Annotated in this window: 23 protein-coding genes; 13 read left to right on the top strand and 10 right to left on the bottom strand. The window is 59.8% G+C overall.

Annotated features, from left to right (window positions below; all coding sequences use genetic code 11):
• Window positions 1-12 precede the first annotated feature (12 nt).
• The 6 genes from KHO41_RS05790 to KHO41_RS05765 all read right to left on the bottom strand — a co-directional run bounded on the left by KHO41_RS05790 (window position 13) and on the right by KHO41_RS05765 (window position 6,341).
• Window positions 13-636: a PqiC family protein gene (locus KHO41_RS05790; protein ID WP_211952356.1), complete on the bottom strand. Its 624-nt coding sequence runs from the start codon at window positions 634-636 to the stop codon at window positions 13-15.
• Complete coding sequence (locus KHO41_RS05785) at window positions 633-2,273, bottom strand: PqiB family protein (protein WP_211952355.1); 1,641 nt, start codon at window positions 2,271-2,273, stop codon at window positions 633-635. The genes KHO41_RS05790 and KHO41_RS05785 overlap by 4 nt, the downstream gene beginning before the upstream one ends.
• Window positions 2,260-3,018, bottom strand: coding sequence for a paraquat-inducible protein A (locus KHO41_RS05780; RefSeq protein ID WP_211952354.1), 759 nt, complete (start codon window positions 3,016-3,018; stop codon window positions 2,260-2,262). Before KHO41_RS05780 ends, KHO41_RS05785 begins: the two co-directional genes overlap by 14 nt.
• Window positions 3,015-3,686, bottom strand: a complete 672-nt coding sequence (locus tag KHO41_RS05775) for a paraquat-inducible protein A (RefSeq protein WP_211952353.1) — start codon at window positions 3,684-3,686, stop codon at window positions 3,015-3,017. Before KHO41_RS05775 ends, KHO41_RS05780 begins: the two co-directional genes overlap by 4 nt.
• A 7-nt stretch (window positions 3,687-3,693) precedes the next feature.
• A complete protein-coding gene (locus KHO41_RS05770) occupies window positions 3,694-4,860 on the bottom strand; it encodes an AI-2E family transporter (protein WP_211952352.1) in 1,167 nt (388 codons plus the stop codon).
• 341 nt (window positions 4,861-5,201) lie between these two features.
• On the bottom strand, window positions 5,202-6,341 hold the full coding sequence (locus KHO41_RS05765) for an HPP family protein (protein WP_211952351.1): 1,140 nt from the start codon (window positions 6,339-6,341) through the stop codon (window positions 5,202-5,204).
• A gap of 137 nt (window positions 6,342-6,478) precedes the next feature.
• Here KHO41_RS05765 and KHO41_RS05760 point away from each other — a divergent pair, with 137 nt between their 5' ends.
• Window positions 6,479-8,230, top strand: coding sequence for a chloride channel protein (locus KHO41_RS05760; RefSeq protein ID WP_211952350.1), 1,752 nt, complete (start codon window positions 6,479-6,481; stop codon window positions 8,228-8,230).
• Window positions 8,231-8,239: 9 nt separating this feature from the next.
• On the opposite strand, the gene KHO41_RS05755 is transcribed toward KHO41_RS05760, so the two are convergent.
• Window positions 8,240-8,662, bottom strand: a complete 423-nt coding sequence (locus KHO41_RS05755; RefSeq protein WP_011298821.1) for an Lrp/AsnC family transcriptional regulator — start codon at window positions 8,660-8,662, stop codon at window positions 8,240-8,242.
• A gap of 166 nt (window positions 8,663-8,828) precedes the next feature.
• Between KHO41_RS05755 and KHO41_RS05750 the strand changes: the two genes are divergently transcribed.
• Both KHO41_RS05750 and KHO41_RS05745 read left to right on the top strand, forming a co-directional pair.
• Entirely contained in the window at window positions 8,829-9,710 is an 882-nt protein-coding gene (locus KHO41_RS05750) for a dimethylarginine dimethylaminohydrolase family protein (RefSeq protein ID WP_211952349.1), read from the top strand.
• A gap of 22 nt (window positions 9,711-9,732) precedes the next feature.
• Entirely contained in the window at window positions 9,733-10,812 is a 1,080-nt protein-coding gene (locus tag KHO41_RS05745) for an ornithine cyclodeaminase (RefSeq protein WP_211952348.1), read from the top strand.
• 37 nt (window positions 10,813-10,849) lie between these two features.
• Here the strand turns inward: KHO41_RS05745 and KHO41_RS05740 are convergent, their stop codons facing one another.
• The 3 genes from KHO41_RS05740 to KHO41_RS05730 all read right to left on the bottom strand — a co-directional run bounded on the left by KHO41_RS05740 (window position 10,850) and on the right by KHO41_RS05730 (window position 12,871).
• Window positions 10,850-11,446 (bottom strand): helix-turn-helix domain-containing protein, encoded by a 597-nt coding sequence (locus KHO41_RS05740; protein ID WP_211952347.1) that lies wholly within the window; start codon window positions 11,444-11,446, stop codon window positions 10,850-10,852.
• Between the two features lie 659 nt (window positions 11,447-12,105).
• Complete coding sequence (locus tag KHO41_RS05735; RefSeq protein WP_211952346.1) at window positions 12,106-12,315, bottom strand: hypothetical protein; 210 nt, start codon at window positions 12,313-12,315, stop codon at window positions 12,106-12,108.
• A gap of 175 nt (window positions 12,316-12,490) precedes the next feature.
• Complete coding sequence (locus tag KHO41_RS05730) at window positions 12,491-12,871, bottom strand: hypothetical protein (protein ID WP_211952345.1); 381 nt, start codon at window positions 12,869-12,871, stop codon at window positions 12,491-12,493.
• 80 nt (window positions 12,872-12,951) lie between these two features.
• Between KHO41_RS05730 and KHO41_RS05725 the strand changes: the two genes are divergently transcribed.
• From KHO41_RS05725 to KHO41_RS05680, 10 genes are all read left to right on the top strand, one after another.
• Window positions 12,952-14,085 carry a polysaccharide biosynthesis/export family protein gene (locus KHO41_RS05725; protein WP_211952344.1) on the top strand — a complete coding sequence of 378 codons (1,134 nt, stop codon included), beginning with the start codon at window positions 12,952-12,954 and terminating at the stop codon, window positions 14,083-14,085.
• Complete coding sequence (locus tag KHO41_RS05720) at window positions 14,082-14,519, top strand: low molecular weight protein-tyrosine-phosphatase (protein ID WP_211952343.1); 438 nt, start codon at window positions 14,082-14,084, stop codon at window positions 14,517-14,519. The genes KHO41_RS05725 and KHO41_RS05720 overlap by 4 nt, the downstream gene beginning before the upstream one ends.
• A 20-nt stretch (window positions 14,520-14,539) precedes the next feature.
• Window positions 14,540-16,777: a polysaccharide biosynthesis tyrosine autokinase gene (locus KHO41_RS05715; protein ID WP_211952342.1), complete on the top strand. Its 2,238-nt coding sequence runs from the start codon at window positions 14,540-14,542 to the stop codon at window positions 16,775-16,777.
• Between the two features lie 277 nt (window positions 16,778-17,054).
• A complete protein-coding gene (locus tag KHO41_RS05710) occupies window positions 17,055-18,479 on the top strand; it encodes a mannose-1-phosphate guanylyltransferase/mannose-6-phosphate isomerase (protein ID WP_211952341.1) in 1,425 nt (474 codons plus the stop codon).
• Between the two features lie 13 nt (window positions 18,480-18,492).
• On the top strand, window positions 18,493-19,800 hold the full coding sequence (locus KHO41_RS05705; RefSeq protein WP_211952340.1) for a cellulase family glycosylhydrolase: 1,308 nt from the start codon (window positions 18,493-18,495) through the stop codon (window positions 19,798-19,800).
• A gap of 20 nt (window positions 19,801-19,820) precedes the next feature.
• Entirely contained in the window at window positions 19,821-21,296 is a 1,476-nt protein-coding gene (locus KHO41_RS05700; RefSeq protein ID WP_211952339.1) for an O-antigen ligase family protein, read from the top strand.
• 149 nt (window positions 21,297-21,445) lie between these two features.
• On the top strand, window positions 21,446-22,441 hold the full coding sequence (locus tag KHO41_RS05695; protein ID WP_211952338.1) for a glycosyltransferase: 996 nt from the start codon (window positions 21,446-21,448) through the stop codon (window positions 22,439-22,441).
• 87 nt (window positions 22,442-22,528) lie between these two features.
• Window positions 22,529-23,752: a glycosyltransferase family 4 protein gene (locus tag KHO41_RS05690; RefSeq protein WP_211952337.1), complete on the top strand. Its 1,224-nt coding sequence runs from the start codon at window positions 22,529-22,531 to the stop codon at window positions 23,750-23,752.
• 61 nt (window positions 23,753-23,813) lie between these two features.
• Window positions 23,814-25,226 (top strand): murein biosynthesis integral membrane protein MurJ, encoded by a 1,413-nt coding sequence (gene murJ, locus KHO41_RS05685; RefSeq protein ID WP_211952336.1) that lies wholly within the window; start codon window positions 23,814-23,816, stop codon window positions 25,224-25,226.
• Window positions 25,223-26,386: a glycosyltransferase gene (locus tag KHO41_RS05680; RefSeq protein WP_211952335.1), complete on the top strand. Its 1,164-nt coding sequence runs from the start codon at window positions 25,223-25,225 to the stop codon at window positions 26,384-26,386. Before murJ ends, KHO41_RS05680 begins: the two co-directional genes overlap by 4 nt.
• Window positions 26,387-26,535 lie beyond the last annotated feature (149 nt).

Raw genomic sequence — 26,535 nt, 5'->3', positions numbered from 1 at the left:
GTGTTGGGATACTTACCGACCCAACGACCTGACCCCCGCGGCAATCTCTCCAGCCGTTCCCGACAAAATCTCGCGATACGCGGCTACCACCGCATCGACCTCGCCGGGCGCCGGCAGGTCCGACTGCGTTCGACCGCTCACCACCTTTCCATCCGGCAACCGCCGCACGGTCCAGTTGATCGTCGCACCGGCGCGCTGGCCGACGTCGGCATCGAGCCGGACCACTTCCGTCGTGATGCGGTAGACGGGCGCCACATCGGCCAGCCCCTGCTGGTACGTATCCACCGCGCCAAGGCTGGCCTGCAAGCGCTGCGACAGCGCGTCGCGCATCTCATCGGGCAACGGTGAGGACCAGCGTGACAGGTCCAGCAGCTTTAGCCCGGCATCGCTGCCGCCACGCGTGTCGCGCACCACGAGCTGCGGCCGGTTCAGCCGTTCGGGCACGCGCACTGGCGCGACTTCGATCCAGAGTGGTTCAGTAGCCGGCACGGCAGGTGTGACCGCAGTGGCATCGGCGGCCGGCCCCTGCGCGAGCGTGTAGTAGCGGGGCTCCGGCGAGGCGCAGCCAGCGAGCACGGTGGTGGCGAACAGCACGGACAGGGCGCATGCGCGCGTGGCGTGGAGGCGATTCATCATTCCTTCTCCGGCTTGCCGCGCAGCAGCGCTTCGGGATGGCGTTCAAGATAGTCGGTCAGGTTGCGCAGCGACGTCGCGGTACGCGTCAGTTCCTGCACCATGCGGCGCGCGTCCTGCTGCAACGGCGCGTCGGAGGACAGCGTGCCGTTGGCGGTTGACAGCGTCTTGCGCGCATCCTGCAGCGCGGCCACCACTTGCGGCGCAACATCGCCATTGAGCTGCTTCACGAGTTCGTCGGCACTCGCGAGCGTGGCGTTGAGCGCGGCCACGGACTTGCGCAAATCCTGTCCGATCTGGTCGAACGGTACCTTGTCGATGCGGTTGACGATGTCGCCGACCTGCGCCTGGAGCTGGTCGAACGTGCCCGGCGTGGTGGCGAACTCGGGGATCGGCGCATTCAGGTCGACATTGACGGGGGGCGCCTTCGGGAAGAAGTCGAGCGCCACGTATAGCTGCCCGGTCAGGAGGTTGCCGGTACGGAGCTGCGCCCGCATGCCGCGCTTGAGCAGGCCCGCGATGATCTCGTGGCGGCGGTTGGTGTCCTGCACGTCGCGTTCACGGAATCCCATGCGCGACGGGTACAGCTCCACCACCACCGGCATACGGAACGCTTTCTTGTCGCGCTGGAACTCGATGCCGATGGATCGAACTTGTCCCACGATCACGCCGCGGAAGTCCACCGGTGCGCCAGGCGAAAGCCCACGCACGGACTGGTCGAAGTTCAGCACGGCCAGCGTCGGGGCGAGTTCCTCTGGTTCCTTCATGGCCTCGGCCTGGTCGGCGGCCAACAGGAACTGCGTGTTCTCGGCGGCACCGTCCGTCGCGCTGGTGCCCTCGGGCGCCTGGAAGGCGACGCCGCCCAGCAGCACGGTCACCAGCGATTGGGTCGACAGCTTGAGTCCCGATGCATCGAGCTTGAGGTCAACGCCGCTCGCATGCCAGAAACGCGTATCGGCGTTCACGAGCCGGTCATAGGGTTTGTTGACGAACACGCGCAGCGTGATGTCGCGCCCGTTCGGATCAAGCTGGAACGCCACCACCTGGCCAACCTGCACGCGGCGGTAATAGACCGGCGAGCCGATATCGAGCGAGCCCAGGTCCGACGCGCGTAGCACGAACTGCTTGCCGGACGAGTCGGACGTCACCACCGGCGGCGCCTCCAGGCCCTTGAAGTCGCGCCGGGTTTCGGTGGACTTGCCTGCGTCCACGCCGATGTAGGCGCCCGACAGCAGCGTTTCCAGCCCCGATATGCCGCTGGCGGCGAAGCGCGGCCGCACCACCCAGAAACGCGTGTCGGCCACGGCGAAGTTCTCGGCGTCCTTGGTCAGGTCGATGTTGGCCAGCACGTGCGAGCGGTCGGGCGCGAGCCGCACCGACTTCACCAGGCCAATATCCACGTCCTTGTAGCGCACCGCGGTCTTGCCCGGCGTGAGCCCTTCGGCCGAGCGGAAGCTCACGGTAATCTCGGGCCCGCGCGAGGTCAGTGTGTGGACCAGCAGCGAAATGCCGACCACCGCCGCGACGATCGGGATCAGCCACACCAGCGACGGCAGCCAGCGCGCGCGCCGGCGGCGTTCGGGTTGCGGCAGGCCCGGCTGTCCCGGTGGTGTGGGCGGAAGGTTTTCAGTCTCGGGCATCTTGTTGTTCCAGCGAGTCCCACAGCAGGCGCGGGTCGAAGCTCAGCGACGCGAGCATGGTCAGCACCACGACCGACGCAAAGGCCATCGCGCCGCCGCCGGGAATGATGGTGGCCAGTGCGCCGGCCCGCACCAGCGAGGCCAGCAGCGCCACCACGAATATGTCGAGCATGGACCAGCGGCCGATCACCTCGACCAGTCCATACAGTTTGGTCTGCTGCCGGATGCGCCAGGTGGAGCGCATGTGCACGGACACCAGCAGCAGCGTCAGGATCGCCATCTTCAGCAGCGGCACGATGATGCTCGCGATCAGCACGATGCCCGCGAGCAGGCGCGAGCCCGACAGCCAAAGATAGATCACGCCGGACAGGATGGTGTCCTGCTGCGTGCCCAGGATGGACTGCGTGACCATCACCGGCAGCAGGTTGGCGGGGATGTACAGGATGTAGGCCGACAGCAGGAACGCCCACGTACGCGCCAGGCTGTCCGGCTTGCGGTGGTGCAGCGTGGCGCCGCAGCGCGGGCACGGCTCGCCTTCGAGCGAGCGCGGGCTGACCAGGTCGCACGCGTGGCACGAGACGAGACCAAGGCGCGCGGCGGTGGGCACCTGCGGCAGCGGCGTGCGTTCGTCATCGTCGGTGATTTCCTGCACCACGCTGGCCGCGAGCTTGCGCGAGCGCTGCAACTGCTCGCGCGCGCCGGCAATGCCTGGCAGCGGTCGGCGCGGTGGCGGCTTGTCGCTCATCGTCGGGCTCCGTCCGTGGCCTCGGCGTCTTCCGGCGATTCCAGGTAATGCCAGAGGTCGCGCGGATCGAACGACAGCATGGCCGCCAGCACCACCACCAGCGCACCGAATGACCACAGTGCAATGCCTGGCAGCACCTTCGCCATGCTGGACAGCTTCACGAGCGTGACCAATACACCGATCATGAAGACCTCGATCATGCCCCACGGACGTGTCTGGCAAATGCCGCGCACGATGCGGTCGAAGCCCACCGGCATGCGGTGGCCTGCCATGGGCACCAGCAGGTAGGCCATCATCAGCATCTCCGACAGCGGGAACAGGATGGTGGTGGCGAATACCAGTGCCGCCACCAGCGCCATGTGGTCGGCATACAGCGCATGCACGGCGCCCCACAACGTGGTCTGCGTGCGTACGCCCTTGAGATCCATCTCGACGATGGGGAACGCGTTGGAGATCAGGAACAGGATCAGCGCCGTGACGACCAGCGGCAGCAGGCGCCGGTACGCTTGTGTGCTCTCGCGATAAAGCTGGCCGCCGCAGCGCAGGCACAGCGCGCGCTCACCACGGGCAAGCTCGGCGCGCTGGTACACGGCGTCGCAGTATTCGCACGCGATCAGGTTGTGGAGTGCGCGAGCGTCCGGTGGCGTGCCGGTGTCACCGTCATTCATGGGCCGCTCAGCGTGAGGGCTTGCCCGGCGTGACAGCCGGAGCGTCGGGGTTGTCGACGAGCGCTGGGGCCGGGCCGTCCGCTGGCGGGGCCATCCCGGACGCCGCAGCTTGAGCGGCCCGTGCGGCTTCGACCTGCGAGCCGATGGTCCAGTCGCGCAGCAGCGCGTAGGCCACCGCCAGCAGGGTCGGGCCGATGAATACGCCGAGGAAGCCAAAGGCCAGCGCGCCGCCGAGCACGCCCATCATGATCCAGATGAGCGGCATGCCGGTGCCCTTGCTGATCAGCAGCGGCTTGACGACGTTGTCGGCCATGCCGACCACGCCCACGCCCCACACCACCAGGAAGATGGCCCAGCCGGTCTCGCCGCCGTGGTACAGCCACAGCGCGGCCGGGAGCCAGACCAGCGGCGGTCCGACCGGAATGACCGACAGGAAGAAGGTGACGAAACCGAGGATCGCGGCACCCGGCACACCGGCAATCCACAGGCCGATGCCCTGCAGCACGGCCTGGATGAACGCCGTGCCAAGCACGCCATAGACCACGCCCTTGACCGTGCTGCCGGCCAGTGCGAGCAGGTGGTCGGCACGTTCGCCCGCAATACGGCGCATGCCCGCGCGCAGCCAGTCGATTGCGTATTCGCCACCGGTATAGAAAAAGAACGCCAGGATGATCGACAGTGCGAGCTGGCCCAGCCCGGCCCCGACTGACAGGCCCGCGCCGAGCAACGCATGCCCGACCGGCGCGATCAGCTTGCGCACATTGGCCACCATTTCGGAATCGGCGTGGATCAGCCGCTCCCACGATGTCTGCAGGTAGCTGCCCACATAGGGCAAGCTGCTGAGCCAGTCCGGAAGCTGCGGAATGCCCTGATCGATGTAGCGGTCGACCAGCGCAGAGAGCTGGTCGATATGTGCCGAAAAGCTCGCGCCGGCATAAACGAAGGGCCCGAGCACGATCACGGCAGCCAACACCACGCAGATCAGCGCCGCCAGGCTGCGCCGGTTGCCGAGCCAGCGTGCCAGCACGGTGTATGGGTACCACGAGCTGAAGGCCAGGATGGCGCCCCACAGCAGCGCCGTGGTGAACGGCGCCAGCACCAGCAGCGAGCCGCCGATCAGCACGACCAGCGCGAACACGGCGGCGATCTTTTCAATCAGTTGACCGGAACTCATGACTTCTCCCCAATTCCGCCGGAGTGACGGAAACGGCGTAAATATAGCTTACGTCAGTCCCAGCGACGGCAGGAGGGGGATTCGGGTGCCTGAGCAGGCACCTGTGAACGCGTGGCCGGGGATGAGTCCACAGTGCCACAGGTATGTGACATGCGCCAGCGTTCGCTTAACACTGCCAAGCGCAGCATGCCAGCCTGTTTGCTCCCCTCTCCCGCTTGCGGAAGAGGGGTTGGGGGAGAGGGCAGGCGCACGCAAGCATCGTAGCGCCTCACTTCGTGGAAGCTCCTGCCCTCTCCCCCGCCCCTCTCCCATCAATGGGAGAGGGGAGACAACATTCGTCGTCAGGCCGTGGCGCTCATCACGCCGTCCTTCAGCAGCGCAGCCACCAGGTCCGATTGCGTCACCATGCCGACCACGCGGTGGTGGTCGTCGATGACCGGCGCATGGTGCAGGCCGCCGTCGCTGAAGGCCTGCGCCAGTTCGACCATCGGCTGTTCGGCGCGCGCGGTGACGACCGCGCGCGTCATCAGGTCGCGCACGGTGCCCGCCAGGCGCCGCGCCCCCGTGTCACGCTGAGCGGCGAAGAAGTCGCTCTGGGTGATGATGCCCAGCAGCTTGCGGTGTTCGTCGACCACCGGCAGGGCCTTGATACGGTGCCGCGTGAGCAGGTGCGAAGCCTCCGTTGCCGGCTGGCTCGGGTTCACCGTCACGACGTCGCGCGACATGATTTCCGAAACCAGCACATTGCCGAAATGGCGCCGGTACGCGCGCAACTGCGCGGCTACCAGGATCGCTTCGAGATCGTCTTCTTCGATGTCGAGGAATTCGCCGCGCGCCTGCAATGCGTCGTGCAGGTCCGCGCGCGTGAAGCCGACGCGCTGCCCGGGCGGGACATCCGCAGTGTGGTGCTGCACCGGAGGCTCGGGCGGGCGGTGCGGATAGCGCCGCCGTGACAGGTTGTTGAAGGCCAATGCCATCAGCAATAGCAGCATCGAATTGAACAGCACCGGCACCGCCACGAAGCCGAAGCCAAGTGCGCTGACTGCGGGTCCGCCAAAGACTGCTGTGATCGCCACGGCACCGCTGGGCGGGTGCACGCAGCGGAACTGGAACATGACCGCGATGGCTACAGCGACGGCTGTGGCCGCGGCGAGCCCCTGGTCGGGAATCCAGCGGGCACACGCTACACCAACGAGCGCGGCGAACAGGTTGCCGCCGATGATCGACCATGGCTGGGCAAGCGGACTCGAAGGCACAGCGAACAGCAGCACGGCCGAGGCGCCCATCGGCGCGACAAACCATGGATTGAAGCCGCCCAGCGTCTGGTGGCTGATCCATTCGGTGAGAAACAGGCCCAGCAGCGCGCCGATGCAACTCTTGATGCGCTCGGTGCGGTTGGCCGAAACAGGAAGCGGAACGAATGTGCGCAGCCAGGCACGAGTGCTATGTGCGAGCGCAGCGACGGCGGGGGCGGTTGGCATTCTGGAGCGGGGCGCGTTGGAATGGTCGGCGTAATATATCACGGAGTGATATATTTGGCCGCCTCTGGCAGAGTCATTGTCGTACGTACGTTCCGCGTTGATTCTTGCCGCATCGCACAAGAATCCAAGGAGCCCCCATGCATACTGAAAAGAGTGACTATGCCGTCAGCCAGCGCCTGTTGCTGCTGTGCGGCATCGCGCTGCTGATCGGCGTTGTCAGCACGCTGGCCGCAGACGTGCTGCTGAAGCTGATCCGCTTCTTCACCAACCTGTTCTTCTACCAGACGCTGTCGCTCGCAGAACGTTCGCCGGCGCACCACACGCTCGGCGCGTGGGTCATCGTCGTGCCCGTGCTGGGCGGATTGATCGTCGGCCTGATGGCCCGCTATGGCAGCGACAAGATCCGCGGCCACGGCATTCCCGAAGCCATCGAAGCCGTGCTGTTCGGCAAAAGCAAGATGTCGCCGCGCGTGGCCGTGCTCAAGCCGCTGTCGTCGGGCATCGTGATCGGCAGTGGCGGGCCGTTCGGCGCGGAAGGACCGATCATCATGACCGGCGGCTCGCTGGCGTCATTGCTCGCGCAGTACCTGCATCTGACTGCGGGCGAGCGCAAGTCGCTGCTGGTGGCGGGCGCGTGCGCGGGTATGACAGCGATCTTCGGCACACCCGTTGCCGCAGTGCTGCTTGCGATCGAGCTGCTGCTGTTCGAGCTGCGCCCGCGCAGCCTGCTGCCGGTGGCGCTGGCCTGCGCGGTGGCGGGGTTCCTGCGGCCGTTCTTCTTCGAAGCGGGTCCGCTGTTCCCGCTGCAGACCGCACCGGCCGGCCCGGTCGCGCTCGGCTCGTGCGTGGTGGCGGGGCTGTTGTGCGGCGCGCTGGGCGCTGCGCTCACGCTTGCGCTGTACCGCACGGAAGACGCATTCTCGCGGCTGCCGCTGCACTGGATGTGGTGGCCTGCCATCGGCGGCCTGCTGGTCGGCATCGGCGGCTATTTCGAGCCGCGCGCGCTTGGCGTTGGCTATGACGTGATCGGCGACCTGCTGAACAATCATCTTGCCATCAGCGTGGCGGTTGCCCTGCTGGTCGTGAAGGCGCTGATCTGGATCGCGGCGCTCGGTTCCGGTACGTCGGGCGGCGTGCTCGCGCCGCTGCTGATGCTCGGCGCGGGGCTTGGCACGGTGCTGGCCCCTTGGCTGCCGGGTGGCTCGCCGCAACTGTGGGCGCTGGTCTGCATGGCCGGCGTGCTTGGCAGCGTGCTCGGCGCGCCGCTCACGGCCATCGTGTTCGCGTTCGGGCTCACGCACAATACCGAGGCGCTGCTGCCGCTGCTGCTGACCACCGCGGTGGCGTACGGCTTCTCGGTGCTGACCATGAAGCGTTCGATCATGACGGAGAAGATCGCGCGGCGCGGCCTGCATATCTATCGCGAATACAGCGTCGATCCGCTCGAGCGCGCCCATGTGGCGGAGCTGATGACGCGCGATGTCATTACGATCGACGCCGACCTCGGCGTGTCCGAGGCGACTGCGCGCTATTTTGGCGAACTCGCCGCGCACCGCGCCTATCCCGTGGTATCGGACGGCCGCGTGCTTGGCATGCTGGATCGCGCCACGGTGCGCGGCGCCGCGGCCGGATCGGCGCCGGCCGACCTGCGCTGCCGTGACCTGCTTGTGGCGCAGGCCCAGGTGCTGGTGCCAGCCCAGACCGCGCGCGCGGCAGCGGGCAGCATGGCCGCGTCGAGCGTGGCACGGCTGCCTGTGGTGGACAGCCTCGACAGCATGCGGCTGGTCGGCATCGTCTCGCTGCGCGACCTGTTGCAGCCGAGCGGCCAGGTCTTCCACGAGGAATTCCGGCGCGAGCGGCTGCGCGGCTCGCAACAACTCGCAAGCTGAGCGTTTGCGCTACAGCTTGTAGGTCGACAGCAGGATGCTGGTCTCGGTGGCGCTGATGCCATCGATCAGCCGGATCCGGTCCAGCGTTCGGTCGAACGCTTCGAGCGTATCGGCACGCAGTTCCGCAATGATGTCCCAGCGGCCGTTGGTGGTGTGCAGCGCCTGCACATTCGGCTCGCCACGCAAGGCCTGCAGCACGGCGCGGGCCTTGTTGCCTTCTACCGCCACCGTCATCCACGCGCGGATGCGGTGCGGCTCGGCTTCCGGCCGCAGCCGCACCGTGTAGCCGACGATCAGCCCTTCCTTTTCCAGTTTGTCGATGCGGTTCTGCACAGTCGCGCGCGACACGCGCAGCGCCTGCGCGAGCGCGGTCACCGGCGTGCGGGCGTTGTCGCGGAGCAGCGACAGCAGTTGTTGGTCGATGGCATCCATGGGGCTGTCGTTTTGATTGCGATGACTGGCGATTTGTACATTCGCCTCATCATTTTGTGCAAGTTGCTGGCTATTAGTTAACACCGGCGCGCACGAAAATGCAATCGAACCACTGAACAACACCCGCGCCGCGAACCCGCTGCCGACGACCCCCAAAGGAGCCGCCGTGATCACCACCCCTACCATCCTGCTTGTCGAACCCACGTTCTACGATGTGTCCTACAGCATCAATCCGTGGATGGATCCGCAAGCGTGGGCACGCGATCCGCGCGGCATGCACCGCAATGCGAGCCGCGCCTTCGACGCCTTGCACGAAGCCTTGCAGCTGGCCGGCTTCACGGTAGAACTCGCACCGGGCTTTCCCGGCGTGCCCGACATGGTGTTCCCCGCCAACGCCGCCGTGGTGCTCGATGGCCGCGCCGTGCTGGCGCGTTTCCGTTACCCGCAGCGGCGCGGCGAAGAAGCGCCGTTCGCGAGCATCTTCGAAAGCCTGCGGCAGCGCGGGCTGGTCGACGAAGTCATGCAGCTGCCCGACGGGTGCTATCAGGAAGGCGCTGGCGACTGCATCTGGGACGCGAGCCGCGGACACTTCTGGGCCGGCTTCGGCCCGCGTTCCTCGCGCGAAGCCGCCGACGCCATGTCCGCGCACTTTGGCCGCGAAGTCGTGGCGCTGGAACTGGCCACCGAGCAGAGCTACCACCTCGACGTGTGTTTCTGCCCACTGTCCGGCGGCGAGGTGCTGTATTACCCGCCGGCCTTCAGCGAAGCCGCCCTGCGCGAACTGCGCGCGCGCGTACCGGCGAGCCTGCGCATCGAGGCGACCGAGGACGATCTGCGCCACTTCAGCGTGAACGCCGTCAACCTGCACGACCAGGTGGTCATGACGCGCACCACGCCGCACCTGCGCGCGGAACTGGGCGGCCGCGGCTACCAGGTGCGCGAAGTCGACCTGTCACCGTTCATGCTGTCCGGCGGCGGCGCCTATTGCATGACCTTGCGGCTGGACCGCAGCAGTGGCGCCGCGACGACTGCTCGCGCCGCAGCGTGATCCGCAGCTACAGGAGTCCACCATGAAAGACACCGCCAAGACGCGCTTCCTGGACGCCACCGACGTTGCCCGACTGGTCGGCGCCATCGGTGTGCCCGTTGCCATCATGCAGCTGGCCGACCATGTGCGGCAGGATTTCCAGCGCTGGGAGCAATTCGAAAAATCGGCCCGCCTGGCCAGCCATTCGCCGGTCGGCGTGATCGAGCTGATGCCGGTCACGGACGGCGTGCAGTACGCATTCAAGTACGTCAACGGCCATCCGCGCAATGCGCGCGTGTCGATGCCGACAGTGATGGCCTGCGGCATGCTGGCCGAGGTCGAGACCGGCTTCCCGCTGATGCTGACCGACCTGACCCTGGCCACGGCGCTGCGCACGGCGGCTACGTCGGCGCTCGCCGCGCGCGCCATGGCGCGGCCGGACAGTAAGGTGATGGCGCTGATCGGCAATGGTGCGCAGGCAGAGTTCCAGGCGCTGGCGTTCCACGCCTTGCTTGGCGTGCGTGAGGTCCGCGCCTACGACATCGACCGCGAAGCCACGGCACGGCTCGCGCGTAACCTTGCCAGCGTTGCGAACCTGTCCATCGTGCCGGTGGAGACCGTGCATGCCGCACTGGCCGGTGCAGACATCGTCTCGACCGTGACCGCCGACAAGACGCGAGCGACGATCCTGACACCCGACATGGTGCGGCCCGGCATGCATCTGAACGCGGTGGGTGGCGACTGTCCGGGCAAGACCGAGCTGCATCCGGACATCCTGCGCAAGGCGCGCATTGTGGTGGAATACGAACCGCAGACGCGGCTCGAAGGCGAGATCCAGCAGCTCGCCCCCGATGCGCCGGTCACCGAGCTCTGGCAGGTGCTGTCAGGCCGGATGCCCGGGCGCGCGGCCACGGACGAGGTGACGATCTTCGATTCCGTCGGGTTTGCGCTCGAAGACTATTCGGCGCTGCGCTGGCTGTATGCCGCCGCGCGGGCGCGCCACGCGGGCCGGCATGTGGAACTCGTCGCGATGCCGCCCGATCCGCGCAACCTGTATGGCTGGATGATGGCGTCGCAGGAAGCGCCGCACGCCTCGGCATCGCACGAAGCGGCGCTGGCCTGACCGCGTTTGCCGGCGGTGCAACGGGAACGGGCCGGCTTCAGCCGGCCCGGCCCATCATGAGCTGCGCGCGCAGGAAGCCCTTGACCTCCTCAAGCGACGGCGTCTTCAGGAACACCATGATGCCCCAGTGCTGCAGCGCATCGGCCACGCCGTCATAGGCCTGGCGGTTGGTGATAACGGCGAAGACCACGTGCAGGCTCGAGAAAAAGCTCTGCAGCTTTTCGATGGTCGCAGACTCGGCGTCGTTCAGTTCGTCGACGTAATAGAGCACCACGCGCGGGTGGGCGCTGACCGAGGCGATGACGGTGTCGAGCACGTCTTCCACCACCGCGGCGCGCAGCGGCAATCCCCATTTGGCAAGCTGGGCATGGATACGCTGCGCTTCCTGGTGATTAGGGTGGAAGACGACCAGATCGAGCTCATGCTCGGCCGGTGCAGGACTGCCCACGCGGGTGGCCAGCAGGTTATGAACGGTTTCCTTGTGGATGCGGCGATGGCCGCCGTTGGTCTTCCACGCCCCCAGCTCGCCACGTTCGACCATTTTTTGAACTGTTCCTAGCGAGACATTCAGGAGCTTCGCGGCGGTTCGCGTACTGTAGTAGGGCTTTTCAGCCACGGCAGTATGACTTGGCATTGCATCACCCGTCGTCAATTTGAGAAAAGGACTGCATCAATGCGGGCCCCCCGCAAGCGCCGCCCGGACTTCCGAAGGCTGGCCCTGGCTGCTGCTATGGCAACTCGTTCGAATTGCCTGCAGTACGTCCGTTCTTTTCTCACCTGCCCAAGCGATGGCGATGGACCGGCGGCGCCCCTCTGTGGGGTCTGGCAACGTGACTGCAATGTAATCCCCCCAAATGGGGGATTTGACTTCCATGATATGCCTTGCCGCGAAAAATGCCACAATCGGACACACATTCTTACGTTCTAGTTCCGATACTTCTGTTATTTCCCGCACATGTGGAGGTTTTTGACCGACTGGCGCCGAGTCGGTGCTTTCGTATGTGCGGTGCCGTGCCTTGCAAACACGGGGGCGGCGGGAGATAGGGGGCGTCAGGGTGGTGGTGTAGTGGTCGACCTCACTCCACCCGCGCCGGCGTGGCGGTCAGGGCCGATGCCTTGACGAGACGACTTTCAGGCGATGGTGTGCAATTCCCAGGGCCGGCCCGGCCCCCGCCAGCTTCTGCTGCCTGCCGCGGTACGGAACGGGGGCCGCCCTGGCGCCGGTCGGGTGATGCGAAGACAGGGCAGGGGGTGTGGGGGAAGCCGCTGCCCCTTGAGACGTTGCGCAAACCTTCAGGAATAGGTCTTGATCAGCTTGGACTTGAGCGGCCAGCGCTTGGCGGCCAGGATCCAGATGCACAGCAGCGGCCCGAGCACCGGCACCAATGACAGATACGCATACCCGGGCGAGAAGTGCGCGTGACGGAATACCTTGCGGAATGGAACGAACCAGACCGGTTCGAACACCGTCGCGGCTATCAGAAGGGCGGGCGTGCTATGCATCGAAAAAGAGGTGCTTTTGGCCGTTTTTCCGGATTATGCGAACGGGTTCCGTTCACTGCACTCCTGCTGAAGTGGGGTGGGGCTTCCCAGCCATGATCCAGCCGGCTGAAGTCGGCCCGCGGGGGATTCTGGGTGAATCGCTGCATGCCGCGAAAATGCGCGTGTTTTGACACTTTTAGCATTTCAGGTGGCGCATTTCGGCGCAGGCGTCGCGCCCTTGCAACTCACCCGATTGGGTGTTGGCAGCTTCTACCCTTCTGCGAAACCATCCACCGCGCCCATGACTGCCATGGATCTGGCGCCAATGTTGCGTCGGCAATACTTCGCTCGCCCTGTTGCAATGGGGGAAACCCATGGTCACCCTAAGGCCGAAATGATAAAATAGCCAAATTCGCGAAAATTGCGTCAAAAGCAGAAAGCGATGCAAATCCAGGGCGGCCGTCACGCGGCGGGGGTCAAGTAGCCAACCCATGTGCTGGGTAAGAAAACGGGGTGGGGGCCGGACGATCCGGCATTGCACCAGGCGCGCCGGGAAGAACTGCAAAGCGTTGTACACGATGCCGCTGCCTCAGCGACCGGCAAGCGCATTTGCTTCAAGCGTCTTCGGCGTCATGTCAACCTTTGAAGACGTATTAAATGTTGTCAAGACTTCTCAGTGTCCGTCGAGGGCTGGTCGCAATTGCAGTGGTTCCCTTGCTGGCATCCTGCGCACTGGCGCCGGGTATGCGCTTTGATCCTCAGCGGCCGCTGAATCCGGAGGATCCGAATTCGGTCCCGAAGGTAACCCCGATCACGCCGGAGCTGGTACGGGCGCAGAAGGCGGCGGCCCGGCCGACGAATGAAGGTGTCGAAGCACTGTTTAGCACGCCGCAGCCATACACGATCGGTGCGGGCGACATCTTGTCCATTGTGGTGTGGGACCACCCCGAGCTGGTCTTCCCGACGCAAACCTATTCGATCGGCGCTGCGTATGACATCCCGAACTACAGCGGCGCTGCCAATGTACCTGGCTATGTTGTCAGTCCGGCCGGCACCATTCAGTTCCCCTATGCGGGCATAGTAAAAGTAGTCGGCAAGACGCCCGATCAGGTTCGCGGCGAGCTGAGCGTCGCGCTCAAGAGTGTCGTTATGCTGCCCCAGCTCACGGTTCGCGTGCTTGCCTATCGCAGCAAGCGGATCTACCTGGACGGCGAAGTCAAAGTCGCGGGCCCGCAAAACATCGATGACGTGCCCATGACCCTGGTGGAAGCATTGAATCGTGCCGGCGGGATCAACGTCACGACCGGCGACAACAGCCGCGTTCGCATCAGCCGCGGTGGCAAGAACTACTACGTCAACATGCCCGCCTTGCTGCAGCAAGGCATTGACCCCGCAAATGTCCTGCTTCAATCCGGCGACGTCGTCCGTGTTGAGCAGCGCGAGGACAGCAAGGTGTTTGTCGCTGGTGAAGTGGTACGGCCCTCTACCGTACTGCCTCGCAATGGCCGCCTGACGCTCAATGAGGCCATTGGCGAAGTGGGCGGGCTTAACCCGATCTCCGCTGACGCCAAGGAGGTCTACGTCATTCGCAAGAGTGCAGATGGCGAAGCGGAAGTATTCCATCTTGACGGCAAGTCGCCTGTGTCGCTGGCATTGGCCGAGGCGTTTGAACTGAAGCCCAAAGACGTCGTGTACGTAGATGCCGCCGGGGTAGTGCGATGGAGCCGCGTGATCAACCAGTTGATTCCGAGCGCCAATTTCTTCAATTCGACTGCGAATACGTTGAAATGATTAAGCGCGTGCTTGTTGTTTGTATTGGGAATATTTGTCGCAGTCCGATGGCGGAAGGGTTGTTGCGCCAAGCATTGCCGGAACTGAACGTATTTTCAGCCGGACTTGGCGCACTGGTAGGCAAGCCTGCTGATGCTACGGCCATCGAGCTTGCCACCGAGACTGGCGTTGATATCTCGCCGCATCGTGCCCAGCAACTCACCAGCGTGCTGGCCAGTCAGGCAGACCTGATTCTTGTGATGGATGGCGAACAGAAGGCGGAGATTCAACGTCGTTATCCAGCTGCGTCCGGTAAGGTCTTCCGCCTCGGCGAAGTCGGTAAGTTCGATATTGATGACCCTTATCGCCAGCCGCGGGCTGCGTTTGAACACTCCTTTCAACTCATCCAGCAGGGTGTGAATGCGTGGGTGCCCCGCATTCGGGCGCTTGCTTAACAGCATTGGCAGTTTGATTTATGAGCCAGAATCTCCCTTACGTTCCAGTTGCTGGGCAGCAAATGCCGGATGACGAGATTGATCTTGTGCGTTATCTGGATGTGTTGCTGGCAAATCGGTGGTTGATTGCGAGCATTGCCGCTGTGGTGCTGGTACTTGGTATTGCCTATGCGTTCCTTGCGCCGCCGGTCTATGAGGCCGACATCCTCGTTCAGGTAGAGGACAACCCTAACAGCGCAAACAGTCTGTTAGGTGATGTTTCTTCTCTCTTCGACGTCAAGACCCAAGCTACGGCCGAAATCGAGCTACTGCGTTCCCGTATGGTCGTAGGCAAGGCGGTGGACAATCTGCTTCTGTACATCAGTGTGCAGCCAAAGTACGTCCCATTGATCGGGTCCTGGATTGCTCGGCGATCGAAGGGACTTTCCGAGCCGGGGCTTATGGGCTTCGGTGGCTATGCGTGGGCGGCGGAATCCATCAAGGTAAGCCTCTTCGATGTGCCGGAAGAATTGGAAGATGAGAAGTTCACCCTGACTGCGTTGGGCGATGGCCGCTTTCGGTTAGAGCAAAGCAGTCTGGATCAGCCCGTCGAAGGCAAGGTCGGTGAACCCTTGCAGATCAACCAAAGCATTGGGACCATCAGTCTGCTTGTGGCAGAGCTGAAGGCGAAGCGGGGCATTGCATTCACGCTGATACGGGCTTCCCGTCTGAAAACGCTGGAGAAGTTGCAGGATGAGCTAAAGATCGAAGAGAGGGGAAAGCAGAGCGGCATTATTGGCGCCGCACTGCGTGGTAAAGATCCCGCGCTTACCGCTTCTATCCTGAATGAGGTTGGCGAAGAATATGTAGCGCAGAACATCAAGCGTAAGGCAGCAGAGGCTGAAAAGTCGCTCGTTTTTCTTGGCGACATGCTTCCTCAATTGAAACGCGAACTCGAACAGGCCGAGGTCAAGTACAACGCGATGCGCAATAAGCGCGGCACGTTTGATCTGAGCGAAGAAGGTAAGGCCTTCCTACAGCAAAGTGTGGCGACCCAATCCGGCCTTCAAGAGCTAAAGCAGAAACGTGCAGAATTGGTCACTCGCTTTGCGCCGGGACACCCCGCTTTGCAGGCCATCGACCAACAGATTGCGGGGTTGACGGCGAAAGCGGGAGGCATAGAGAGCAGAGTCAAGGCCCTGCCCAATCTTGAGCAGGACACCGTACGCCTGATGCGCGATGTTCAGGTCAATAACGAGCTCTATGTTGGCTTGCTGAACAATATGCAGCAGCTCAAACTGGTAAAGGCAGGAAAAGTAGGTAACGTTCGGCTCGTTGACAACTCGCCAGTTCCCGAGGAGCCGGTCAAGCCCAGAAAGCTGTTGATAATCCCACTGGCCGCGATCGCCGGCTTGATGTTAGGGGCAATCGTAGCGCTTATCCGGGATGCCCTCTATGGCGGCATTACGGACGCCCAGGATATCGAGCAGCACACTGGGCTCAACGTGTATGCCACCGTCCCGCTCTCCCATGCACAAAATTCTCTGGCGGACGAACTCCGAACCCGTAAGCGAGGACAGTATCTGCTCGCCGAGCGCTTTCCCAACGAGCCGTCTATTGAGAGCTTGCGCAGCCTGCGGACCGCACTCCAGTTTGCGATGCTAGATGCCGGCGACAATCGTGTCTTGCTGACTGGCCCAACCCCGGGGGTTGGCAAATCATTCATCTCAGCCAATCTGGCAGCGGTTATGGCCTCGGGCGGCAAGCGGGTGCTGCTCATCGATGCTGACATGCGAAAGGGATATCTCAATCAGTACTTCGGTAAAGACCGCAATCCAGGCCTATCAGATGTACTCGCCGGAAATGCCAACATCGACGATGTGATTCATCGCGACGTTGCGCAAAATCTGGATCTGATTGGCACTGGCACAATTCCGCCAAATCCTTCTGAGTTGCTCCTAAATGAGCGAATGGTGCAACTGCTGGATCGCTTAAGCGAGCGCTACGACCTTGTACTGATCGACACACCGCCAGTTTTGGCAGTGGCCGACACAACAGTACTTGCTGCTCGCTGCGGCACCGTATTCCTGGTGACTCGGTTCGAAACCACAACTATTGGCGAGGTGACCGAAAGTGCGAAACAGCTGAGTCACGCCAAGGCAGAGGTGAAGGGGGTGATTTTCAATGGTTTGAACCCCAACGCCTTCCGCTACGGCTATGGTTCCAAGTATGGGCGCTATCGCTATGCCTATTACGGTTACGCCGCCAATCCGGAGTAATCGACGTAATGGCTTTATAGCGAATTGAAGACGTGTGAACTGGTGGAGTCAGATTGTCTCGCGCCGCAAGGAGCTGAAAATAGACTCCGTCGCTGCAGCCTCAACGGTGAGGCCAAGACAAGAAGAGACTGTGGCCCATGCGGGTAACGCTGCAGCGTTATGCAGTGTGCCAGCACGCTCTCGATGAAGGGATGCCCGCCCTCTATAGGCGGAATGGGTGAGGGGCTCCCTGTCGCTTGGGCGCTCCATATTTTGGGTTGTCAGAAGGAGTGCAAGGATGGATGCCTCGACCGTCATCATCCCGGTTGTATTGTGCGGGGGCGCAGGAACTCGCTTGTGGCCCCTCTCGCGAGAGGGGTATCCCAAGCAATTTCTCCGCCTGCTGGGCGAACGTTCGCTACTACAGGACACGCTGTTGCGCGCCTGCTCTATCCCGGGGGCGATCAGCCCAATTCTCGTCTCGAACCACGCTCATCGTTTCATTGTGGCAGAGCAGGTGCGCGAAGTTGGTATCCATGACGCCTCCCTTATTCTCGAACCTCACGCTCGCAACACCGCACCCGCAGCTGCGGCAGCGGCACTACATGCCATAGCTGGCGGGCAGGATCCGTTGCTGCTGCTTTTACCAGCGGATCATGCCATTCGCGACACGCAGGCTTTTGTGCAGGCCGTTACTAGCGGTATCCAGGCGGCGCAGGCCGGCTCCATTGTTACCTTTGGAATCGTTCCGACGGAGCCTGCCACAGGCTATGGCTATATTAAGGCCGGCTCGGCAGAAGCTGGTACGACATTTGAAGTTTCGCGTTTTATCGAAAAGCCATCACGCGGAACCGCAGAAAAGTATCTTCAGGAAGGTGGCTACTTCTGGAACAGCGGCATGTTCTTGTTTCGTGCTTCGTCTTATCTGGACGAGCTGGAAGCCTATGCCTCACCAATCTGCAAGTCGGTGCAGGCGGCAGTCTCGCGAGGCCAGCAGGACCTGGACTTCTTTCGTCTCCATGCGGAGAGCTTCTCCCGTTGCCCCAGCGACTCCATTGACTATGCAGTCATGGAGCACACGCAGCGTGCGCGCGTGGTACCCATGGACGCACAGTGGAGCGACGTTGGTTCTTGGGACTCCGTATGGAAAGCCAGTGACAAGACGGAGAACGGTAACGTTGCTGTAGGAGACGTGCTGATACACGAGACGAAAGACAGCCTGGTTCATGCCTCGCATCGCCTAGTGGCGGTAGCTGGCTTGGACGGCGTGATGGTGCTGGAAACTGCCGATGCCGTGCTTGTGCTCAATAGAGACAAGGCGCAGGACGTGAAGGCGCTGGTTGAGCGCGTACGCAAAGACGAACGAAACGAATTCGCCGAACATCGCAAGGTGTACCGGCCGTGGGGTGCATTCGATTCCGTCGACAGCGGTGACCGCTACCAAGTCAAGCGCATCACCGTCAAGCCGGGGGCCAAGCTCTCTCTGCAGATGCATCACCATCGGGCCGAACACTGGATTGTAGTTTCCGGCACAGCGCGCGTTCGGAAGGGCGATGAAGAATATTTGCTCACGGAAAATCAGTCCACATACATACCAATTGGTGAAATGCACAGTTTGGAGAACCCTGGATGCATTCCGCTGGAACTGATTGAGGTGCAATCCGGAGCATATTTAAAGGAAGACGACATCGTCAGGTTTGCTGATTCCTATGGCCGTCTCTGAGTTGGCGAAGACAATGAAGGCTTTTCTTTGGATGTTTCAATCTGCGCGCCGGTTTGCGTATTGCAGATATGCAATCCTGTCAATTGGATTTGCTATTACCACTGTGGGATCGTCGCCGCTTCATGCGTCCGGTCCCATTCTAGGTGTTGGGGTTCATTCCATTGGTAGCCCACCGGCAGTCCAAGCTCAGGAGTTGAAGATCGCAGCTACGGCTGGCTTTCGCTCCATCCGCGTCGACGCGGCTTGGAAGTACGTGGAGCGGGAAAAGGGACGTTACGAGATTCCTGAAGCGTGGGACAAATTTGTGGACCTTGCCGTAGCCAATGGCCTGGAGCCAATGTTAATCCTGGACTATGGAAATAAGTACTATGACCAAGGCGATAAGCCCCGATCTAAGGAAGCTATCCAAGCATTCATCCGCTATTCGGCGTACATTGTCCAGCATTTTGCTCGACGAGTGAAATATTATGAGATATGGAACGAGTGGGACAACCATACCGGCGGAGGAGCTCCAGCGAGCCCCGATGACTATGCGTACCTCTATAAGTCCGTCTTCCCTGTTCTGAAGAAAGTTGATCCTCAAATAACGGTCCTCGTAGGTTCTGGTGTCAGGACGGGATGGTTTAATAGACTGGCGGATCTCAACGTCCTAGCCTATGCAGACGGTATATCGGTTCATCCATACGTATACCAATTTGGATCAAAATTGGGCCCGGAGCAGGTGGTGAGATCATTGCAGGACTTGCACGCGCAGCTCTTGCAGCAATCTGGTCGCAAGGCTCTCGATATTTATGTGACGGAAATCGGTTGGCCCACCAATAAGGGGCGATTTGGCTCATCCGAGACTGAAACGGCAGCCTACGCGGAGCGTACCATATTCTTGCTATCCTCATTATCCTTTGTAAAGGGAGTGTGGTGGTACGACTTGAAAGATGACGGTGTTGACATTGACAATAAGGAGCATAATTTCGGACTGCTCAGATTCGATTATTCAAAAAAACCTGCCTTTGAGTCACTTAAATATTCTGCTCGTATTGCTGAAACAAGAGACTTAACTCTGATGAGCGAGTCGAAACTCGAACAGGGCGTCGTCATGATTGCCTCTGTGAGGCATCGCACCGGCCAACGCGGGATGATCGCTTGGAATCTGTCACAGGCGAGTGTTGCACCGCAAGCGCTTCGCTGCCAATTGGGAGTGGTGGAGTCAACGAGCGAACGAAGCTCTGAAGGTCAAGCTATTCGTTTGATGGGGCGACCAGCTGAGATCATATCGTTGAATAAAAAATGTGTCGCTGCGTATGCTGACGAGCTTACCCAATAACGGCAAAGCACGGGGTCCATATGCTCGCTTCAGCCATGCTAGTTATTGGTTTGATTGTAATTCTTCCCTTCCTTGTGCCGTGCAAGTGGCGGGTATTTCTTGTCTTACCTCTCGGGGTATTTCAGGTGTATTTACCGTTGCTGACACTCGGTGGAGCACCAATCTCTCTCGCGTTCATAGTCGGAGCATCATTTTGGCGTGAACTGGCAGAGAAGAAGGCCATTTTGCTATCGCGACCATTGTTCGCGATTGTGGTGCTCGCAGCGATTGTGCTTCTGAGCTTGCTCTGGTCTTCGGACGTTCGCCTTGGTCTTGCTGGTTTCAGTCAGATAATGGTCTTTGTTCTCACCGCTTGCGGATGCGTGTATCAAGCCCGACGTGACCACCGTTGGGTCATACGCGCATTCACAGCGTTGTTCTGCTTGTCGGTAGTTCAGATGGCGAGTGTGATCGTATTTCGATTGAATCCCGACGTGAAAATGGTGTTTCTTCAGTCACAAATAGCCAAAATCTTCATTAACGAAAATGTCTTGGAGGCGCTATTCATGGAGGGTAGGAATAACGTCTTCGACGTGGTCAAATCCGGTGGCTTTGGATTCGTCAATGGTAATGCGGCTTCCGCATTCGCGGGTTTGCTGGTCATGGCGGCTATCGGTCTGGCCAGTGCTTATAGAAAGAGATCATATTATATTTTCGCTTTTACGGCCTTTGGTTCAATTTATTTTACTGGCTCAAAAGCAGGACTGATATTAATGCTTGCTCTTCCGATTGTCGCCTTTACTTTGATTTACATGCGACGAACGGGGAGGCGGTATCGCATGTTCTTGCCGCTTGCCATGGGTCTTATCGGGGTGGTGGCATTTTCTATGTATGAAACTGTCGGATTAAATTCAGGTAATGAATTTGGAGGTGCTGTCGAGGACACGACCGAGGTCCGTTTGGTGATGTGGAATTACGCGGTATCGGCATTTTTCGGAAGCCCAATTTTGGGTCAGGGCTTTGGTGGTTGGCAAGAAGGATTTGCGCCGTATGCGAACCGATACGGATTTTCACAAGTTCTGCCACCACACAATACTTTTATTTACCTATGGTCGCAAAGTGGAATATTGGCTGTTGCAGTTGGTGTATGGTTTTCCGCAATCCTATTTAAGTTGTCAATCCGAAAATACGATGACAAGGAAGCGAGGGGGGTGGCATTTGCGCTTGGGTTCGGATTTCTATGGCTGACCATCCAAGGAATGGGCGAAAACTTCGGGTTGTTAGGGGATAATCACATGATCCCCGTACTGGCAGGCCTGCTCGCCCTCGCTCTCGTGCGCCTCAAGCGGAAGACAAAAGTTGTCCCTCACGGAAAGCCGACTGTAGAAGCTTGGCGGGGGGGCGATAGTAACCCTACGCTACATGCTGACGGCCGTCCCGAAGGCCTCCCTCGGACTGGTTTTCTGCGGTCGTGCGATCAAGGTCGCAGAAACGTGTATGCCGCTTCGGGCGATTAGAGATGATGAGAAAGAGAAATGTAGCAATCTATCGACACCAACTTTTCAAGATATCTGAGCCATTTATCGTCCAGCAGGCGGGCAGCACGAAAAGATTTGTTCCCGTCTATTTGGGACGGAAGCGTTATGGCCCGGCGCCCGACGGTGCGATGTCATTGGCTCTTGACGATCACGGGGTGCGAGAAGGTGTTGTTCGTCGTTTCTGGAGTCTGCTCACACGTGATCCTGGCGGTTTTGTCCGGAGGCTACGGGATATTAGACCTGCCTTAATTCATGCACATTTCGGTGTGGAGGGTGTTTATGCTTTGCCAATCGCCGAAAAGTTGGGAATTCCTCTGATTACCACATTTCATGGATTCGACGCCACAACAAATTTATATTCTCTGATTAAATCCGGATCACCGACTCTGGTTAATTACGCTATCTTTAGGCGGAAACTAATTAAAAGAGGGGCTATATTTCTGTGTGTTTCGAATTATATTAGGGATAAGGTTATTTCGTTAGGATTCCCTCCGGAGCGAACCTATGTGCATTACATAGGAATTGATGTTGATGCAATAAGGCCGCGTGAATACAGCGAGGAGAGGGCTATCCTGCTTCATGTTGCTCGACTTGTTGAAAAGAAGGGAACGCAGTATCTACTGAGGGCATTTGCTCAGATAGTGGAGAATTTTCCTGACGTTACTCTAGTTATAATCGGTAATGGGCCACTTCGTTCATCGCTCGAAGAGTTGGCTTCTTCGTTGGGGATAGCGAAACAAGTAGTTTTCAAAGGTGCTCAATCCCATGATGCCGTCCTTTCCGAAATGCGACGTGCTGCCCTATTTGTACTTCCTAGTGTTACTGCTAAAACCGGGGATGCGGAAGGATTGGGTATGGTTCTGTTAGAGGCAGCGGCGCTCGGCGTACCGCTCATCGGAACAAGACACGGAGGAATTCCCGAGGTCGTGATCGATGGTGAGACTGGATATCTTGTCCCGGAGCGAGATGAGATGGCATTGGCGAAACGTATTAAAGTAATGCTGAGTGACCCCGCTGCGCGCATAAAAATGGGTAATGCAGCCAGGAAATTGGTAGAGTCGCGATTCGATATTCGAAGGCAAACGGTAGAACTCGAGTCGTTCTACGAGACTCTGGCGCGGTAATTCTATGCTTCGGCGCAATGCCATTTGCTTTAAATCGGGATAGACACGGCAATGCAACGTGCGACGTTATAGCTACACGGGGTGTATGTGAAGACAAGGAAGAAATTGATCGTATTCACACGCGCGCTGCCCATGCATAGCATCGGCGGTATGCAGGAGGTTGCCTGGGACGTCGCGCGTATGTTCGCAGAGCGTGGTCACGACATCACGGTGATTACAGCGGAGATCGCTGGTTATCCCCCCTCCTTTGAGGACAGTGGCGTGAAGGTTGTGACAGTGAAAGGTGCTGACTGGCGTAGATACGGAACACGCTGGTGGGACGGATCGAGATCGATCTTCCAACGTGATTTCGCTGATAGCTGTGACGGCGTCCTAAGTATTAGTGCTGGAGCGTATGGTCTGCTGAAGCCTCGTAGCCTCCTCAAGGGAGTTCCACTGATACTGCAGGCGCATGGAAGCTCGGTAGCAGAGTTCTTTTCGCGATGGCGAACCGGCCGTCCCCTATCGATGTTGAAGTCAGTGCTGAACCTGTTGTGGGTGCCGAGGGATATGATGGCCTATCGACGCTTCGATGTTATTGTGGCCGTCGGCGATGCAGTCGCCAAGAGCTTCCATCGCCTGCCGATTAGTTTTGCGGTTCAGCGATCCCAAGTACAGACGATCAGGAACGGGATTGATACATCGCTTTTTCGTCCCGACCTAGGGGCGCGAGCCCTACGACGGAGAGAACTGGGATGGGGCGATAGCGTACGCGTGGTGGTCTCCGTGGGTCGCTTGCATCGGCAGAAAGGTGGCGAGTTCGCCTTGGCTGCGTTTGCTCGCCTAGCTGCCGAGGAATCTGCAGGGAACCTCCGCTACCTGGTCATCGGTGATGGGCCAGAAAAAGAAAATCTAGAGCGCCTTGCCGAGCAACTCGGTGTGCGCCATCTGGTGCACTTCACCGGGAGTGTGGCACGGCGTGAACTGGCCCCCTATCTGCAGGCTAGCGACGTGATGGTGTTTACGACCACTCACCGGGAGGGGATGCCTCTCAATGTTCTGGAGGCGCAGGCTGTGGGCATGCCAGTTGTGGTCTCGTCACATCTCAAGGCTACATTCCAGCCGAGCGAAAGATTGTTGTTCGCGCTGCCCAGGGATACGGCAGCCGTCGCTGCGGCACTCAGGGCTGCATTGGAAATGGGCAATGATGGCGGAACTTCATTACCCGATAGCCAAAGCCTCGCGTATTGCGCAGGTAAATACCTGGCGTTATTTGAGGCGTTGAAGAGCACTTCGGCAACAGCGGCATCATCAGAAGCACACAATGCTTAGGGGGGCGCTAAAGCTCTTTTCCGGCTCGCTGTTAGGAAAACTCGCTGGAGCCGGGCGAGAGATGCTACTGGCCGCGTTCTTTGGTACATCGGCCGCAACAGCGGCGCTGCGGGTGGCGCAGGTTGCTACCCTTGTTCCTGTAAATTTTTTTACTGCGGACAGCCTCTCGGCGGGATTTCTTCCTCTCTATAGCCGATACACGGAGCGTGGCGATGGCTATGCGCAAAGCCTGTTCTGGTTAGTGTCAGTCACAATGTCTGTAGTGTCGGTAATAGTGGCGCTGTTCCTCTTCGTAGGCGCGCCGCTCTGGATTAGTTTGATAGCACCAGGGTTCGATCGGGAGACACGGACTTATGCAGTGCTGTTCGTCAGAGTGATGAGTGCGGGTGTGCCGTTCTATGTGGCGGGGGGACTGTTTTCCTACCTCGAGATGGCAAACGGTGAATACAAACTGGCTTCACTGCGCGCCACGGTGCAGAGCGTAGGGATGATTGCGGGCGTCCTCCTCGCGTTTATTCTGAAAGAGATTGTCTGGTTGGCCTGGGGGTTTACGCTGGCCTACGTCTTCTACGCGTTCTGGGGAGGCATGAGAGTCTGCAGCCGAGGCTGGATGTCACTCCCTGTGAGCATGACACGACTGAGGGCGAAAGATATCGGTCATGAGTTTTGGCAGGTCATGAAGCCTCTCCTGCTCCTGCCGCTCTTGCTACAGGGGAATATTGTTGTGGAGCGCGCAGTCGCATCTCTGCTCGGAACCGCCACCGTGGCCGCGCTGGACTACGCACGTTTTATTACGGATACGGGCGTCCTCTTGCTTGCAGTGCCAATTGGGCTTGCAGGCTTAGCCACGATTGGAAGGATGAGTGACGAGCAGTTGAAAGTCACGCTCAATGGGCTGATGCCGTTGCTATTACTGGCCACCGTGCCACTATCAATAGCCTTGGCAGTTCATTCGCACTTGCTGGTTTCCCTCATCTATGAGCGAGGCGTGTTCGACAGCGAATCCACCAAGTTAACTGGGCTTGTCCTTGTTGGAAGCGCGGTGGGGTTCTGGGCTCAGGTCATCAGCTATGTGCTGATCAAGGTCATGAACGCGAGATTCAGAAACCGGGAGGTTTTTCTGTTCATGGCGGCCGGGCTGCTCGCAAATTCTGCGATCAACATTGGCCTATACCGGATGATTGGTCCCATTGTGCTGGGGCTTGGAAACTGTACTTACGGACTCGTCGTCCTAGCTTGCTGCTGCTGGCGCATGAAACTGGCAAGCCTGTTTGTCCGGCGCTTGATGTGGTTTGGCGTCGCTGCGGTGGGTTACTTTCTTCTGGAGCGTTCTATACCGAGCGCTGGGGCGCTGGGCTGGATGGCGGCAGCGCTTCTATTTGTTGGCTATTGGGCTGCTTTCATCGTCCTGACCCCAATGTTCAGGCAAGATCTATCATCATCCATTCAGCATTTTAGAGGAACGGCAGCATGAGCTCATATGATATCGTTCTGCTATCTACTGCGGATTGGGATAATCCTTTCTGGACTAACAAGCAGCATGTTGCTGCGGAGCTTGGGAAGCGCGGAAATAGAGTTCTCTACATCGATTCTCTTGGGCTGCGGAGACCATCGGCAAGCGGTTCCGATTTTCGGCGGATTCTAGCAAGACTTTGGAAAGGATTAAAAGGAGTCCGCCAGGTTGAAGAGAACGTATGGGTGTGGTCTCCGATCGTGATTCCCTTTCAGGGAAATTCCCTCGTGCGGGCTATCAATCGACTACTACTCCGCGTGGGACTGTCGACGTGCCTGGCGCTTCTAAGCATGAGGAAGGATTTGCTCTGGACCTATAATCCGATGACCTGCCGACTCCTCCGGATGACCGGTTTCAAGAAAGTAATCTACCATTGTGTGGATGAGATCAAAGCGCAGCCTGGTATGCCGTCGGAGGAAATCGAAATAGCGGAGCGAGAGTTGACGGCGATGGCAGATGTTTGCTTCGTAACTGCTGAGCACCTTCTCGAGACGCGTAAGATTTGGAATCCAAGCTGTCATTATTTTCCCAATGTGGCGGATTTTAACCACTTTTCGCAGGCGCTGGACGATAGTACGGAGGTTCCCGCTGATCTTGCATTATTACCATCGCCTAGGGTTGGATTTATAGGTGCCATTAGTAGCTATAAGCTCGATTTCTCGATGATATGCGAGATGGCGCAAGCTCACCCGGAGTGGTCGATCATTTTGATAGGGAAGGTTGGCGAGGGCGATCCGTGGACAGACTCTTCAGCTCTTGCTGAGTGCCCGAATATTTACCTCTTGGGCGCCCGTAACTACAAACTCTTGCCAGCATACTTGAAGGGCCTAGATGTAGCGATTCTGCCGAGCCGTCGCAACGAATATACGCGAGGCATGTTCCCTATGAAGTTCTTCGAGTATCTTGCGGCGGGCAAGCCGGTGGTGTCCACCAAGCTTCATGCACTAGCGGCTTATGCGGGTGTTGCGTCACTAGCCGACGACGCACAGGCGTTCATTTCGGAAGTGGAGCGTGCCATATCTGGCGACGTGGTGGCGTTAGAAGAGCGCTTGGCCGCGGCGCGAGAGCACACATATGAGATTCGCACCGAGAAGATGATGGCGCTTATTGAGCGGGAGTAGGGACATCATTGCGCAATGGATTGCGCTGCAGAAATTTTCGTTGATTCTAAAAGAGAGGCAGGTTGGCATTCATCGTTGAGTGCCAATTGAGTTCGCTGGCGGGGATTGGGCCGAACGCCAAGGACTGGGTTCGTTGGCGTTCGACCTCC

This window comes from Cupriavidus numazuensis, from assembly GCF_905397435.1.
Classification (GTDB): domain Bacteria; phylum Pseudomonadota; class Gammaproteobacteria; order Burkholderiales; family Burkholderiaceae; genus Cupriavidus; species Cupriavidus numazuensis.
The sequence above is the reverse complement of the archived record's forward strand: the minus strand, read 5'-3'. Positions and strand labels throughout refer to the sequence as shown.